The 15,935-nt window shown below is 41.8% G+C and carries 11 protein-coding genes; 3 read left to right on the forward strand and 8 right to left on the reverse strand.

Annotated features, from left to right (window positions below; genetic code table 11):
• Positions 1-55: 55 nt before the first annotated feature.
• From essA to AKG37_RS07245, 6 genes are all read right to left on the reverse strand, one after another.
• The gene (gene essA, locus AKG37_RS07220; RefSeq protein ID WP_060698191.1) at positions 56-541 is read right to left on the reverse strand and encodes a type VII secretion protein EssA; all 486 of its coding nucleotides are present in this window, start codon (positions 539-541) and stop codon (positions 56-58) included.
• The gene (gene esaA / locus AKG37_RS07225; protein WP_060698192.1) at positions 531-3,428 is read right to left on the reverse strand and encodes a type VII secretion protein EsaA; all 2,898 of its coding nucleotides are present in this window, start codon (positions 3,426-3,428) and stop codon (positions 531-533) included. The genes essA and esaA overlap by 11 nt, the downstream gene beginning before the upstream one ends.
• Complete coding sequence (essC, locus tag AKG37_RS07230) at positions 3,425-7,900, reverse strand: type VII secretion protein EssC (protein WP_060698193.1); 4,476 nt, start codon at positions 7,898-7,900, stop codon at positions 3,425-3,427. The genes esaA and essC overlap by 4 nt, the downstream gene beginning before the upstream one ends.
• A gap of 51 nt (positions 7,901-7,951) precedes the next feature.
• Positions 7,952-9,265 (reverse strand): type VII secretion protein EssB, encoded by a 1,314-nt coding sequence (gene essB, locus AKG37_RS07235; RefSeq protein ID WP_060698194.1) that lies wholly within the window; start codon positions 9,263-9,265, stop codon positions 7,952-7,954.
• Positions 9,266-9,279: 14 nt separating this feature from the next.
• The gene (yukD, locus tag AKG37_RS07240) at positions 9,280-9,519 is read right to left on the reverse strand and encodes an ESX secretion system protein YukD (protein WP_003213579.1); all 240 of its coding nucleotides are present in this window, start codon (positions 9,517-9,519) and stop codon (positions 9,280-9,282) included.
• A gap of 95 nt (positions 9,520-9,614) precedes the next feature.
• Positions 9,615-9,908 carry a WXG100 family type VII secretion target gene (locus AKG37_RS07245; RefSeq protein ID WP_003213769.1) on the reverse strand — a complete coding sequence of 98 codons (294 nt, stop codon included), beginning with the start codon at positions 9,906-9,908 and terminating at the stop codon, positions 9,615-9,617.
• 405 nt (positions 9,909-10,313) lie between these two features.
• On the opposite strand from AKG37_RS07245, the gene AKG37_RS07250 reads away from it, so the two are divergent.
• The 3 genes from AKG37_RS07250 (at position 10,314) to AKG37_RS07260 (ending at position 13,503) form a co-directional block, all read left to right on the forward strand.
• Entirely contained in the window at positions 10,314-11,543 is a 1,230-nt protein-coding gene (locus tag AKG37_RS07250; protein ID WP_060698195.1) for a PucR family transcriptional regulator, read from the forward strand.
• A 110-nt stretch (positions 11,544-11,653) separates the two neighbouring features.
• Entirely contained in the window at positions 11,654-12,790 is a 1,137-nt protein-coding gene (gene ald / locus AKG37_RS07255; protein WP_060698196.1) for an alanine dehydrogenase, read from the forward strand.
• A gap of 116 nt (positions 12,791-12,906) precedes the next feature.
• The gene (locus tag AKG37_RS07260) at positions 12,907-13,503 is read left to right on the forward strand and encodes a biotin transporter BioY (protein ID WP_060698197.1); all 597 of its coding nucleotides are present in this window, start codon (positions 12,907-12,909) and stop codon (positions 13,501-13,503) included.
• Positions 13,504-13,571: 68 nt separating this feature from the next.
• On the opposite strand, the gene AKG37_RS07265 is transcribed toward AKG37_RS07260, so the two are convergent.
• Together AKG37_RS07265 and AKG37_RS07270 are read right to left on the reverse strand one after the other, a co-directional pair.
• Positions 13,572-14,348, reverse strand: coding sequence for a sporulation protein (locus AKG37_RS07265; RefSeq protein WP_060698198.1), 777 nt, complete (start codon positions 14,346-14,348; stop codon positions 13,572-13,574).
• Between the two features lie 160 nt (positions 14,349-14,508).
• Positions 14,509-15,837 (reverse strand): Na+/H+ antiporter family protein, encoded by a 1,329-nt coding sequence (locus AKG37_RS07270; RefSeq protein WP_060698199.1) that lies wholly within the window; start codon positions 15,835-15,837, stop codon positions 14,509-14,511.
• Positions 15,838-15,935 lie beyond the last annotated feature (98 nt).

Here is a 15,935-nt window from a genome sequence, read left to right on the forward strand (position 1 = left end):
GTATGACATCAAGCAATCTGCATAAAGAAAAGCCTGCCTCTTTTAAAGAGGCAGGCTACTTCTTTTCAGCTTTTACATTCACCTTTGGAATCAGGATGATCATCACCACGATGCCAAAGGCTATCAAGAAACCAAAGATGATTGGAAGCAGCGGCGATGTCTGCTTCTCATGCTCATCGTCAGAAGGTGCTGATACAGCCGAATCACTAAAAGAGATATTCATCTCTTTCATCATACGAGCTGGTGTTTTCGGCGGATTCTCTTTTAGATCACTGAAAAGCTGCGGAGAAAGAGATCCTCCCCGGGTTTTAGGCGGTTCAGCAAAATGAATATCTGTTTTGACTTTTGATGTCGTTTTGCTTTGTTCGTATTGCGTTTGATCCCTCAATATACTCGAGTTAATATTGAGCTCCTTTTCCTGATATTCATTCGGCTTGACATTCGTATCCGTATCTTCACCAGCAGCGAAAGCAGCAGGAATGAGGAGAAGAAAGGAAATGACACCAAGTGCCACCCCTTTCACGAATAAATTAAGCCTCATGAGTCACATCACGTTCCTCTGTTTTATCTTTCCATAGCTTTGTCACAAGCGGCACGACCATGAAGAGGACAGTTAAAATCACTAACCCTGTGACGCCCATTCCAAAGCTGTCTCCTTTTCCATATTGGATGGACAGATACACATCTGTCACTGGATTTGTAAAATGGAAGTTCGGCATCACCAAATCAATTAACGGTGCGACAAAGAAGAAAATAAGCGCCGTTGCCGCCATCCACCCGGCAATGGAACCAAAAAGGAAGGCCGTGCGAATAAAGGCGGAACAAGTCACCAATAGTAAAATCGTAAAAATTGACCATTCAATGGCTTGATCATCGGCAAGTTTGTAAATGTTCAGCCCAAACAAGCTGATCATCAGTCCGACTAATAGATTTAAGATGCCAAACAGTGCACCTTTCACGAGCATCGGAGCGGACGCATAGTACGAACTGAAAAAGCCAATTAACAAACTACTGATCATCACAATAACCAAAATGACTACTGGCGGTACAGTCTGCGTTTTTTCTTCTGGCACATCACCGCTAATTTTCAGCGGATTGGCTAGATGGTTATACACATAGTTGCTGTTGCCTTGATCGTCTAATGTGTTTCCTAAAATCCCCTTTAAATCTTGCTGAACAAGCTTCGTGGAATCAACATTTTTGCTCCAGTTTTCATTCAGCGTATCTGCTTTCTCTTGAACTGTCGTCACACTTTCTTCAATGTTATTCGTATAATCCGCCACCCCTTTTTGACGGTCGGTTAACGAACTCATATTTTCAGAAAGACGAAGCACTTCCTGACTAATTGAATCCTGTGCACTGACAACAATTGAACTGCCTGCAAGGTCTGCTGTATACACCGCATCTCCTTGATCAGCCATTTGCTCAGCTACATTGTCCGCACTTTCAGAGATTGTCTTTAATTCCTGTTCCATGCTTGCCTGCTGAGTCGTGATGTACTCTGCATAGCCATCTGAGAACTTCTGCATCTCATCAATAAAAGTAGACACATCATCGTTTGACGTCAGCATCTGATTTTTGAGCGTATCCCAGTTTTCTGTTTCCTCTTTTTTGATGGAGAGGATGGATTGGATTTCATCTGGTTTGGTGTCTAGTAGAGAAGAGTTATTAGATGGTTGGTAGACATTTGCCATCATCATCTCTAGCTGGGAGAGTTGATTGGAATACTCCATTAATTTTTTAGTATTTGTTGATTTTGTATCAAACTTTTTCTCAAAAAGATTATCACTAAAGGCTTCACCAATTGGTGAGTTTCTGCGCTTCAGCTCTTTCACCTTGCTTAAAATAGAGGATTCCTGGTTCTTGATTTCATTCGGAATCACATTATATCGATCTTGTAACCGTAGGATGGTCTTTTCAAGCTTTTCTACTTTTTTCGTAAGGTTCTCAAGCTCTTTACTCATCTGACTCACTTTGTCTTTCAATTCATCATTATGAGCGTTCGCTTTTTCTTGAATCTTTTTTTTCACTTCATCTAGACGAGTAGCGAGTGCTTTTAGATCATCCTTCGATGAATTCGTGCTGCCGGTATCTGGCTGAGCAGGATTTTCACCGGTTTCACCTTCAATGCCATCTTCAGCAGGAGGCGGCGTCTCCTGTTCTCCTAATTGATCCGCAAGATCGTTCATTTCTGTTGAAATTTGCGAGAGCTCATTTGTTTCTTCATCTAAGTTAATCCCAATCTCTTCTGGGTTTTCATTATCTTGATCTGATGCCCCGTCATCATCAGAGTCAACTGGCGGTTCAGTTTCAGCTAACAGCTGCTCCCTTTTTACGTTTAGCTTCGTCAGCAAAGCTGTTATTTTATTTTTATAGTCTTCTAAGTATCGTTCTTCATACTTTTTAATCAGCTCTTCCTGAGACGCCTTCACAAGTTCCGTTAATCCTGTCGATTGCTTAGGAATAGCGTCTTCTCTCGACTTTTGAACAGATTGGATGGCGTTGTCAGTTGTTTTCAGCTGACTTTGTACACCATTCATATCTGTTTTGAGTCCGCCCATTTGATCACTAAAGCTGCGGGCATTTTGGTTTTGAATGTCAGCGAGCTGTTTGAGCCCTTGCTGGATTTGTTTTTGGCTTGTCGATTGCGCTTTTATTAAGACATCTTTTTGTTTGTCTTGATACTGCTTGTATTGATCGACTACTTTCACAAAATCCTTCAGCTGGCTCTTTGCTTCTTCTGTTGTACCCAAGCCGTCTTTATATTGTTTCTGTGAATCGGCCATCGCATTTTTTAATTCTTCTATTTGTTTCTTTTGCTGCTGAACAGCATCTGATAGTTTGTTCGAGTTCGGCTTATAAAAGTTATACATCGTGTTTTGGAATTCGACTTCTTTGCCGACAATATGCTCAAATTCTTCTCTGACATTGCCGATTTCCTGTGATACAAAGCTCCAGTATAACGTCGACATCTGTTCATTCATTTTCTTTTGTGCATTTTCCAGCTCTCTCTGCACTTTCTCTTTATTGACTGCATTGAGCTGATCTTGCACCGAAAATTGAATGGACGCCTTTTCAGGATGATCTTTATCATAGCTGAGCACATTTTTAGAGAAATCAGACGGAATATAGAGGACAGCGTCATACTTTCTGTTTTTCAGTCCATTTTCCGCCGCACTGCGATTCACTACAGTCCATGTATAATCAGGACGCTCTGATAATGCTGCCACAACATCCTGCCCGAAACGAGCGGTGTTTTCACTTTCGCTCGCCCCCATATCCTCATTGACCACCGCTATATTACGTGTGGCATTCTTCTTCTGTTTTGCCGGGTCGTCTCCAATGAGATGGAAAAATAGCACCGGCAGCACAAGAATCAATATCATCGTGGTTACAATTTTAATGGAGCTTTTTTGCTGCTCTGTCATTGAACACTCTTCCTTTCTACCGCACATAAAGGAACCTGGATTTTCTTCTCTTTCCCGTTCTCAACCAAGTACCCGAAGCCTGGCTGAATGTCTGGTTCTTGTCTTGCATACGGAAGCGGTATGATGTTTTGCTCTGATTTTTTCATGAGTAACATCGCATGTCGAACTTGTTTGATTTCATTTGTAAGTGCATCATAGCCCTTACTGAATTCGGTATGATTCCCTGATGCGATCAGGCTAAAGCCTAGGTGCGCATATGATTTCATGAAATCAGCCAATTGATCTTGAAGACGCGGATCGATTGTCTGCTGAAAGCGTGTAATGCCATCAATCACAAGCACAATTTGAGGAAATGACAGCTGATCGGTCTCCCCTCGTCGTACAGCTTCAACGTACATCTCTTCCCTCACCTTGAATAAGCGATCCATTTCCTCTGCCCAGTCGGTGATATCATCCTTTGTTTCAAGGTAATCGATGTTCTCTTCTTTTGCATAATGGGATAGACCACGATCAATCGAATCAAAGACAGCCAGCTTTTCAGGCTTTGCCACTAAAAGCTGATCAAGCATCAGTTTTGTGACATTTGTTTTCCCGCGCTGCGTTTGACCGATGATGAGACAATGTTTATTCTTTTTCAAGTCAAAGTAAACAGGTGCCACAGATTCTTCATCTAATCCAACTGGAATGTCGTAAGGCGTTTTATATTCATCTAAACGACTCTCTAGCTCCCAAGCTGTCAGCTTATCAGGAAGCATTGGGACAGGTTTTGGTTTTTCTGCCGCTTCGAAGCGATCATGAAGAAACTGAATTTCTTGTTTCAGATGCTCAAATAATTCAAGATCGTTCTCTCCTTCAACTGGCAGGAACATTTGCGCAAAATAAAGCTCTTCTTTGTTGATAATGACTCGGCCTGGGATCGGCTCTAAACTGAACTTCGGTCTGCCAATAATTGAATATGCTTCCCCTTGATCCATTAAGTAATGGACAATCTTTGTTTTCAAATTGTTCATCAGCGATTGACGCACTGCATTGACCCGAGTCGCTGTAATCAAGAAATAAATCCCCAATGATTGTCCGTCACGGCTCAGTTGAATAAATTCAGATTCGAGCTCATGCATTTCATCTTTGACAATGTCAAAGTTGTCAATCACGATAAAAATGAACGGAAGCTTTTTCTCATTTAAGGCGTTGTACATTTTGATATGACTCATTTCTTGCTGTCTGAATAACCGCTTGCGATATTCAACCTCTTCCCGTAGACGCTTCATTGACTTTTGAATCTTTCTCATCTGATCCATTAAGAAATAATCCGCCGTATGTGGCAGTTTAGCTAATGGAAGCAATGTTCCGTTTCCGAAGTCATAAATATACGCATGCCATTCCTCAGGTGAATACCTCTCGGCAAAGCTCATCAGCAGTGTGGTGGCAGCGAGCGATTTGCCGTAACCGGAGGAACCAAAGATACCAATATTCCCATCTTCCATCATTTGATAAGAGAGTGGATGCTGGCTTTGCTGATCTGGTTCATCGACTAGTGCAAAATGGAAGACATGCTCTTCACTCGACGCATAACGCGTTTTTGGAATACGTTCTTCAAGCGGTGGAAGCCATGGACTTGGAAGCTTTTCAATCCCAAGCTCCTGCTGCATACGTTCAATTTCATCAACAACAGCAGAAATTTCCGTCACCGTCTCTTTTTTCACTGCCGGCTCTGTGCTAACACCTGATAACGGAATCAGACCAGTATCTGTCACAATGGCAATGTCATCTTCTGACCCGTAGCCATCTTCCATGTATGGCGCACCGCTCCAAGCTGATTGGAACAATTCATAAATTTCATTATTGCCCACTTGTAAATAACCGCGGCCTGTGACGGTAATGGACGCTGCATCACTATTTTTCAAAATTTCCTTACTGTCTGATGCATCTTGCACTTTTAGTGCCACTTTAAAGCGGGAGTTACTCCAAATCTGATCATCAATGACGCCGCCTGGCTTTTGAGTAGCCAAAATGAGATGGACTCCGAGGCTTCGTCCGATACGCGCAGCACTGACAAGCTCCCTGATAAAGTCCGGCTCTTCACTTTTTAATTCAGCAAACTCATCAGAGATTAAGAACAAGTGAGGCATTGCCTGCTCTGCCTTTTTCTCTTTGTAGAGCTTTGTATAATCATTGATGTGATTCACATGATACTGATCAAACAACCGTTGTCTTTTCTTCAGTTCACTTTTAATCGAGGCAAGCGCTCTTTCACTAAAGTTCTTGCTGCCTTCAATATTGGTGATCGTTCCAAGTAAATGAGGAATATTTCGGAACGGCTGCGCCATTCCGCCCCCTTTATAGTCAATCAACAGGAAAGCAACTTCATGCGGATGGAAATGTACCGCGAGCGATAAAATATACGTCTGTAAAAATTCACTTTTTCCTGATCCCGTTGTTCCCGCCAACAGTCCGTGCGGGCCGTGTGCTTTTTCATGCAGGTTCAGGTCAACAATATCATTTTTCCCTTTATAACCGATCGGCACCGATAATGATTTGGCCGTTTCTGATGTCAGCCATTTTTCACGAATGCCAATGTCGTCTACCTGTTTGGCATGAAAAAGGTCAAGGAATGAGACCGTTTCAGGAATAGAATTGGTCATTCCCACTTGATGATCTAATGTTCTCAGCGTTCTGGCAAACAGCTCATTGTCCCCGCGCTGATGCGTATCAAGCTGAAACGGAATTCGTACTGCCTTCTTATGCTGAATAAGAATATCTCCTTCTTCTTCGTTAATATAACGGACAAGCGTCGAGATATTTTCAGCCAAGCTTTCCTTTGTTTCAGCAGCAAAGATAATGGAGATGCCAAGGTCTGTCCGGCTGCCTTCTAAATATTCTAAAATAACATGTTCAGCAATGAGCTCATGATTTGTCACGATGAATACAAAGTGAGGCGTAAAGATTTTCTTCTCTTTTTCTTCTTCTAGATCACGCTCGCGTAAAATTTCATAGATCGATGACAAAAGCTGATCGCGTGTTTGTTCGTTGTAAATAAATCCTTTGCCATATGTATGAGGAAGCTGGAAGTGCGGAAGCCATTTCATCCATTCCCAATTCTCATACTCATGCTCATGAAAGATAAAGACAAATCTCAAATCGTGATAGCTGTGCGAGAAAGCCAGCTGTCCGACAAGCTGATGAAGCTCATTTTTCACAATCGCAGGCTTCCCAATTAATCCGGTTGGACCGTCTGCGAGACCGAATGTAATCGGAACATTCTTCACTTCACGATAGACTTTTTGCATGTGCTGCGTTTGTTCCATTAAGTCATCGATGTCTCGATTGGCCATATCGCCGCCGCTCATCGATAATTCATAGCTTGATGGGACTGCGCCTGTTCCAAGACGCAGCTGTAAGAAGTCATCACTCACAAGCGTCTTTTCCCAAATTCGGCCGCTAATTTCTGATGTTAAGTACTTCATTTGTTCAAAGGACGGATAATGATACGTCAAAATATATTGCTGGCGGTCATACAGCTCCTGCAGCTCTTTTCTTTTATTTTCTAAGTAAAGAGAGTAGACGCGCTGCCGCTTTTCTTCCCGTCTTTTGCGCTGTGATTTCTCTTTAAAGTATTGAACGGACGATGTGATTAACGTCATGATAAACATAGCCATTGATACGACAATAAAGATTCCGCGCGGCTGGATAAGGGCGACAATCCCCATCACAAGGAGCATCACAAGCGGCGGAAGGACTACAAGCCAAAGCCCCCTGCTGTTATTTTCACTCTCCTGCGCAGGAAAGCTAAAGGATACCCGGTCATCTGGCAAATCATAAATCAAACGCGGTGTTCGTCTGTATGAAGGGTATTTTTGTTTTGTTTCTGTGCTTGGCGGTCTTGTTTTTTCCAAACGTGTTTGAAAAGGTTCGTATGCTGTCACCTGTAATAAATCATCATCTTTAAATGTCACCGTCAGAAAGTTCCAAAATAGCTCATCTCCAGCATACACCTTCTCTGGACCGTGAATTTTTTTCCCGTTCACATAAATCGTTTCGTCCTGAGGCATGACAAACCAAGCTCCATCGATTTGTTCTAAAGTGAACTGACTGGCATTTCGGAACATGGAATGAGCTTGTTCTTTCCACACATCGACCTCATCCTTCTCCTCACGTGAAAAAGACAGCTCAACTCTATTTCCTAGGTAATAAATGTGTTGATCATGAAGTGCATCCATTAAAATAAATGTGAGTGATCCAAGCTGATATGGTTCATGTGGAAGTAATTTGCCTTTCTTTTCTTCCCCCTGATAAATAGAAAAGCCATCATTTGGTTCATCAGGAGATAAACGAATTGGCCCTTCATCAAATGAAAGTGAAGGGATTGTCACCGTATGCTCTATTTCAGGTCCAATCACAGCTTCTCGATTGAACTGCTCATCTAAACGGACGGTTTGATAATCCTCCTCATAAAAAACCCAAAGAAGACTCAAACACTCCACCTCCTCATGGGACAGCACCAACTGTCAGTTGTATCGAAAGAATTATTTTTTCTCATCTTTTTTCGTCTGAGAAGTTTTCTTTTTTGCTTCAGATTCTTTCTCTTTTTTCTCTTGATCGGCTTTTGACTGCTCTTTTTGTTCAGCTGTTTCATCTGTTTGGCTTGCTTCTGAGGAGTCATTGGTGCTTGTCTCTGTTGTTTCTTTTTCTTCATATTTCGCCATTTCTTTAATGATTGGGTCTAGCTGTTTTTGTTTTTCTTCAGCAGAAAGACTGTCATCATTTTGAATTTCATTGCGGTAAGCGACGAGTGCCGTGAATATGTACCTGTCGTCTCCAAGTACCCGAGCGATATCAAGCGCTTCTTTGCTATTGCCTTGTCCAATATGAATCCAGAAAAGAAAGTATTGCGGATCTGTCTGCAATGTGTACGTATCCGTGATTTCTTTTTTATGCTGATCGAGTAACAGGCTGCCTTGATTCGTTTGTACATACGAAATGGCCAGTTCATATTGAAGAGAGACTGGCATTTGATTGGCTGAATATTTCTCTAACGTATCCACCACTTGACTGTACTGTTTGTTGAGATAATATTTGTTTGCCTCGACATACGCTTCTTGCTTTGGCATGGCAAAAAAGAAGGTGTAAATGGTGTACACCAATGCAGGGATTAACAAAACAAGCAGACCTAGTCCGATGTACCGCTCGATCTTCCATTTCTTTTTAGGAATGGTGAATAGCGTTTTTTCTTTCGTTTCAATCGCTTCGATCTTTTGCTGAATGAGAGCAGATAATTCTTCCAGCGACTGCGTTTCGCTGATTTCTTTTGCCAGCTCAGATAATTTCAACGTATCCATGTAAGCGACATATTCCTGAAACTGATATTCATGATCAACCACTCGAAGAATGACGGCCTTGACCTCTTTTAACAGACGATACTCATCGGTTTCATATGGCGGGATGCTTTCTTTCACCCCGTAATGCAAAAATGCAGGAGCTAAACCTTGATGAAAAACAATGTTTTCAGGAGAAACAATAGGATGCAGCCGCTTCACGTCGTGTTTGCAAACTGCATCGACAAGCTGGTATGAAAAAATCCATTTGCTCTTTTCATCCTTTGCATGGATGAAACGAAATTCCTGATAGGCAGGAGGCGGTTGAATAGAAATGATGACCTCATCTTCGGTTAACTGAATCTCTTTCTGAAATGAAGGGTTGATGTCTTTGATCGGTGCCGCTTCTAAACCGTCTAAGAGTTTAATCGTCTCTTTTTGAAAAATAAAGGTATAGGTGCCTGCCTCTTTTTTCATGACTGCTTCTAATTGTTCTTCTAAATAGGAACTCTTTTTATCTGCCATTTACAAAAGTCCTTTCATAGTATTTCCAGCCTGTCTCCTGTGGTAATTCCACAGTCTGACAGCTTATATTCGCCTGAAAACACAGCTTTCTTATTGACTACACGCACCCAGCCGCCTTCTCGCTTAGGAAGTGAGATTTGTTTTGCCTGCCAGGCGATATGGATGACTTGTTTAATATGTAAATAATTTGATAGTCTCAAATCAAACACACTGCCATCATAATTTTTTAAGTCGATGGTAATATCGATATACACAAATTTCCACCTCACAAAATAGAAAGAGCGCCGGCATCCATTGACAGACTCGGCGCTTTTTCTGCTTTTCACACTTAGAAAGGAAATCCCTTTGATTAGCCGCGGATTTGGCTTGCGATGTCTTGGTCAGTGCTTTCAAGTGTATTTGCCGTTTGATCAAGCTGATTGCTGACATCTGTTAATAGATCAGACATTTTGATAAATGAAGGCTTTAGCTGCTCGTATTGATCAGCAAATGCTTCACTAGAAGCACCTTCCCACATTCCTTTTAAATCAGAGATCATTCTATTTAGACGATCAACTTGGTTTAACACTTCTTGACTTTCAACACCATATTGCTTAGCGGTCGCTCTTAGTTCTTCTGGGGTTACGCGAATAATTCCTGACATATTCCTCATTACCTCCCGTGCATAGCCGCCATATAATGGGCTAATCCACTTATTTTTTGACGTTATTATTATAAAAACAGAAATGATACACAGTCAAACAAATCTGTTTTTATTTTACAAAATGAGTCTATAGAATTACTGTTTTTTCGCTTTTTATCTAGTATTTAACAGTTTTTTGGTCATATATTCTTAATAAGTTTACACGCACTTCAATGAACCTTTCCGCCTAATGATTTTTTACTACGTTATGAATGTACTATTTCTTTTCCATCGTGATTAAACATCTATGTGCTCTCTTCTCACGCTTTCTGTTTTTTTAAGTTTATGGCATTTTTTTATTGATTTACTTACCTCATTCTCTTCATAATGTAAGTACGTGAAATATTCGAAAAAGCAGGGGTTTTTATGACAAAAAAGACAGATCCGTTTAAGTATAGTCTTGATCGTTTAGAGGACGTGGCAGACCAAATTAGTGATGTGCTCAATTGCCCTATTACTATAGAAGATACTCATCATCGCTTATTGGCTTATAGCACACACAATGATTTCACTGATCCCGCCAGAACTTCAACCATTATCTCCCGTCGTGTACCGGAAAAAGTCATCAATCGGCTTTGGAAGGACGGCATCATTCCTACACTCCTTAAAACAGACGAACCACTTCGTGTCCCTCAAATTGCAGAGGTGGGTTTATCTAGCAGGGTCGCCATTTCAATCTGGAAGGACAAAGAAGTGCTCGGATTTATCTGGGCGATTGAATCTACGCAGCCATTTTCAGAAAAAGAAATGGAGCTTCTCAAAATGGCTGCACATGCCGTCAAAAACAAATTACTCAATTTACAAATTCGTAAAACGAAAACAGAAGAACGCAACCAAGAGCTTTTTTGGAAGATGCTCACAGGTCATATTCATGAAAAAGATGAGATGCTTGACCTGTTTTTGAGACTTGGCATAAGATGTCCAGACACCTATGCCATCATCATCTTCCGCCTTCGTGACGAACTCACAGAGGAGACAGAAAAGAAGCTGTCCTATCTGCTGGAAACCACACAGCAAGTGCAGGTGCTGTTAACGACTGTTGATTTTCACGAATTCATTATTCTTGTCTCACCAAAAACCGAACATCCGCTTCAAGATATTAAACAATTCACAAGCGGTATGCTGCAGCAGCTGGCTGACCGATATCATATCGAGCATGTTCAGGCAGCGATTGGAGGAATTTACGATAACATCTCTCATCTCCAGCCATCCTATAAAGAAGCACTGGCTGTATTAAAGACTAAAGAACGCTTCCCAATTGAAACAGAACGATTAAACAGTTTTTCTGAACTAGGGATTTATCAATATTTAGATGTACTTGCTGAGAAGCGAAAGGGCTCTTCTTACTCCAGTTACTCTTTATCGAAGCTGGAGGATTATGACCTGAGGCATCATTCCAATCTCGTCGAAACCCTTGAACGGTTTATTGACTGTGACAGCAATGCCAATATTGCCGCAAAGCAATTAAACATCCACATCAATACCTTGAATTATCGATTAAAACGCATTACAGACATCGCAGAAATTGATTTGAAAAACATGAATGAGAAAATGACCATATACCTTGATATGAAGCTAAAAAACGTCCATTTGTGAAATTTCACAAAGAGGCGTTTTTTTATTTTTTATTTCAACCGAAGAATTTTCTAAACTTTCAGGATACACTAGACATACAATATCAATAGATAAGCATAGGGGGAATAAACATGATCATCGGCATTCCGAAAGAAATTAAGAACAATGAAAACCGAGTGGCATTAACACCAGGAGCAGCTTCTCAATTGCTTTCAGCTGGACATCAGATCTTAATTGAAACAAGCGCTGGTTCTGGAAGCGGATTCACTGATGACGATTATGTATCTGTTGGTGCAGAGATTCTTGATCAGGCGAAAGATGTATGGGCCTCTTCTGATATGATTATGAAGGTAAAAGAACCATTACCTGAGGAATATCCTTATTTCAGAGAAGGACTCATCTTATTTACGTATCTGCATCTTGCCGCAGAACCCTCCCTGGCTGAAGCATTAAAACAAAAAGGTGTGACAGCCATTGCTTATGAAACCGTAACGGATGGAAAATCACTCCCTCTTCTCACACCTATGTCGGAAGTGGCAGGCAGAATGGCCGCTCAAATTGGCGCACAATTTTTGGAAAAGCCAAAAGGCGGTAAAGGAATTTTACTTGCAGGCGTACCAGGGGTATCAAGAGGAAAGGTCACCATTATCGGCGGAGGAGTGGTTGGTACAAACGCAGCGAAAATGGCAATCGGACTTGGAGCAGACGTCACCTTGATTGATGTAAACGCAGAACGCTTACGTCAGCTGGACGATCAATTTGGCCATCAAATGAAAACGTTAATGTCCAATCCTGTCAACATTGCCGATTCAGTCAGTGAAGCTGATCTTCTCATTTGTGCTGTGCTAATTCCTGGTGCCAAAGCACCGACGCTTGTGACAGAAGAAATGGTGAAACAAATGAAGCCTGGTTCTGTCATTGTCGACGTAGCGATTGATCAAGGCGGCATTGTCGAAACCATTGATCATATCACAACCCATGATCAGCCCACTTATGAAAAACATGGCATTTTACATTATGCTGTTGCCAATATGCCGGGCGCGGTCCCGCGGACATCAACTGTTGCTTTAACGAATGTCACCGTTCCATACGCACTGCAAATTGCCAATAAAGGTGCTGCAAAAGCGATAAAAGAAAATAAAGCCATCGCAGAAGGTGTTAATGTCATGAACGGACACATCACATACGAAGCGGTTGCTCGTGATCTCGGCTATGATTACGTGCCTGTCAGCAAAGCTTTTGATGCATCTTTTATGACCGAAGCTTAATCCATTACCCGCCCTATCGTTGGGCGGGTTTTATTGTTAACCTAAAAATAAAACAGGTTGACAAAACTCTTTCTTCCCCTTAATCTATTTGTACAGATAAGACAGGGGGAAACTTCATGCAAAAGAAAACAAGAACTGCTGACTTTGTACTAGTCGGAATGTTTGCCGCGCTCATGGCTATCGGAGCCAATATCACATCTATTGTACCGTTTCTACAGGTTGGCGGAATTCCACTTACGATGCAGCCGTTTTTTTGTATACTTGCTGGTCTCTTACTCGGCAGACGGCTCGGGGCATTAGCTATGATTGTCTATGCCTTGGTTGGAATTGCTGGTGCACCAGTATTTGCACAGTTCTCTGCGGGCTTTGGGGTCATTTTAGGCAAAAGCGGCGGTTTTGTTTTATCGTACATCCCTGCTGCCTGGCTTGCCGGGTTCATTCTAGAGAATAAAAAAAATCCTGGCTTTGGCCGCTTTTTACTTGCAGCCATTGCAGGAACGACCGTAATTTATGTGATCGGAACCACCTATACGTACTTCGCATTAAATGTGTGGCTCAATGCACCAATTTCCTATCAAACAACGTGGTTCTTTATGATCTGGTTTATGGTGAAAGATTACGCTTTGACTATATTACTTGCCATGCTGGCACCTAAAATTTATCGCTCTGTTTCAAAAGCCACATCCTTTAGAAAACAGCAAGCTGCATCATAGATATAGACCTCATCTTGATTGAATCATAGAAAAAAGAGCCCATTTTCGTTGAGGCTCTTTTTTTATCGTTATTCAGCGTATTGATCTATGATTTGTTCTAGCATTCCTTCAAGCACTTCTACATTTTCAAGATCTGATGGATTGAAGCGGTAGCGCGCAAGCTGTTCTCCTTCATTATACATCTCTTCGAGCCATCCTCTCAGGCCTCTTGCTCTGCGGTCGACTTCAAAAACAATGTCTAAGCCGCCTTCATCTATCAGAAAAATCAGCTCTAGCTCATCAAGCATATAGCGATAGTAGTCTGATGTCGGAATGAACTCGAATTCTTGGACGAATGGCAGGCGCCGCTGAAAGTAAGGTGCTTGCTCACAGTCTGCTTCGTTCAGGTGGAAGCCAAGATTTCTAGTGGCCTCCAACACATTTCTCACCCAAGGATGTGCTTCAACGAAAATGCGGTCATAGTCAGATTTATCGATTCCACCTTGGATATCAAGGTCTGTCTCCACTGCAATTTCTACTTTTCCGATCGTCATCGGGGTATCAATAGGAAGAATAAATGAAAACGGAAATTCATGCTTTTCTCCAGGCTGGATGGTAAAAGAATCCGCCACCCGTACAGAATGGATGTTTGCATATTTTCTACGCTCTTCATCATCTTTCACAATCACATACTGTGTTTCAATTTTAACATTGATATGACGGATTTCCTGAGAGATTTTCCCGCCCTTTGCATGGACAGTTCCCCTTACCTCTTGTCCTGGATAATAAGCGTTTTTCTCCAAAATGGTATCTACTTTCGCTGCACCAATCCCAGCACTTGCCGCTAGCTTTTTAAAAAATGACATCTCTCATCTTCCCCTTTTCATTTTTATCAGCATATATACGTAAGATGGAGGAAGAAAGATTCATTTAATTCATACTTTTGACCTAATTATTTTTTTCAGCTGCGAACTGCAAAAAAGCTTATAGAAAAAACATGATCGTTTTCTCTACAAGCTTTTCATCTTACAAGATAATCGCCGCAAGCCAGCCGAACAGAACAAGCGGAATATTATAATAGATAAAAGTCGGGACACAAGTTCCCCAAATGTGGTGATGCTGTCCATCCATATTCAAACCAGATGTTGGCCCAAGCGTACTGTCACTTGCAGGTGAACCTGCATCTCCAACAGCCGCAGCAGAGCCAATAATGGCAATGGTGGCCATTGGACTAAATCCTAAGTGTAGACAAAGTGGCACAAAGATGGTCGTGATAATCGGAATCGTTGCAAAGGATGATCCGATCCCCATTGTCACAAGCAGACCAACGAGCAACATTAAAATTGCCGCAAGACTCTGGCTGTTGCCGATAAATTGTGAAGATGCTTTCACAAGCGTTTCAATATCTCCTGTTTTTGTTAACACGTTGGCAAAACCAGCAGCCACAAGCATGACAAAGCCGATAAATGCCATCATATTCATTCCAGATGTAATCAGTTCATCTGCTTCATCGCGCTTCATCATGCCAGTCACAAACAAGACGAGCAGGCCTGCAAGCGCACCGAAGATCATTCCTTCCACACCAAGGCTTTGAGACAGATAAAGCTGAACAATCAACGAAACGAGAATAGCAAGACCAGCAAAGAATAGGCTTTTTTTCGTATAAGCCGATTTCTCTACATCTGTTATTTCACGATCCTCATATACTTTCGGCTTTCGATACACAAAAATAGAAACGATCAAGCCAAGAACCATTCCCGCTACAGGAATCACCATCGCATACGGAATATCTGCAAGGTCTACGGTCAGACCCGCTTCCTTCATATTGTCGCGAAGCATTCCGTGGAAAATCTGTCCAAAACCGACTGGAAGTAATATATATGGTGCAGTGAGTCCGAAGGTAATGACACACGCTAGCAGTCTGCGGTCAATTTGAAGCTCGTTAAACACCTTTAATAATGGCGGAATTAAAACTGGAATAAAGGCTATATGAACAGGAACGACGTTCTGTGAAAAACAGGAGACGATCAAAATAACAAGAACGATGAGCACTTTTGATAGTGTTTTCCGTCTTGAATCGCCTTCTTTTCCTAGAAGCTTTACTGCTCCTTCAACCATTGCATCTGGAAGACCTGTTTTTGTCAGCGCCGCAGCAAATGCCCCTAATAGCGCATAACTAATCGCCACTGTTGCATTTCCCCCGAGTCCGTCCGTAAAGGCATCCACTGTGCCTCCCAAGCCTAATCCACCTGCAAGTCCGCCAGCTAAAGCGCCTAGTGCCAGCGCAATCACGACATTGACCCGCAGCAAGCTTAATATCAACATTAAAACAACCGCTAAAACAACCGCATTCATGGTGAAACCCCCGAAATCCTTTAGTTTACTAATGTAGTAGATAATTAAAGTACCAACGTATGTTAACATAGAAAAAATACTTCGTCAAATGGCGTATG

Source organism: Bacillus australimaris, from assembly GCF_001307105.1.
Lineage (GTDB): Bacteria > Bacillota > Bacilli > Bacillales > Bacillaceae > Bacillus > Bacillus australimaris.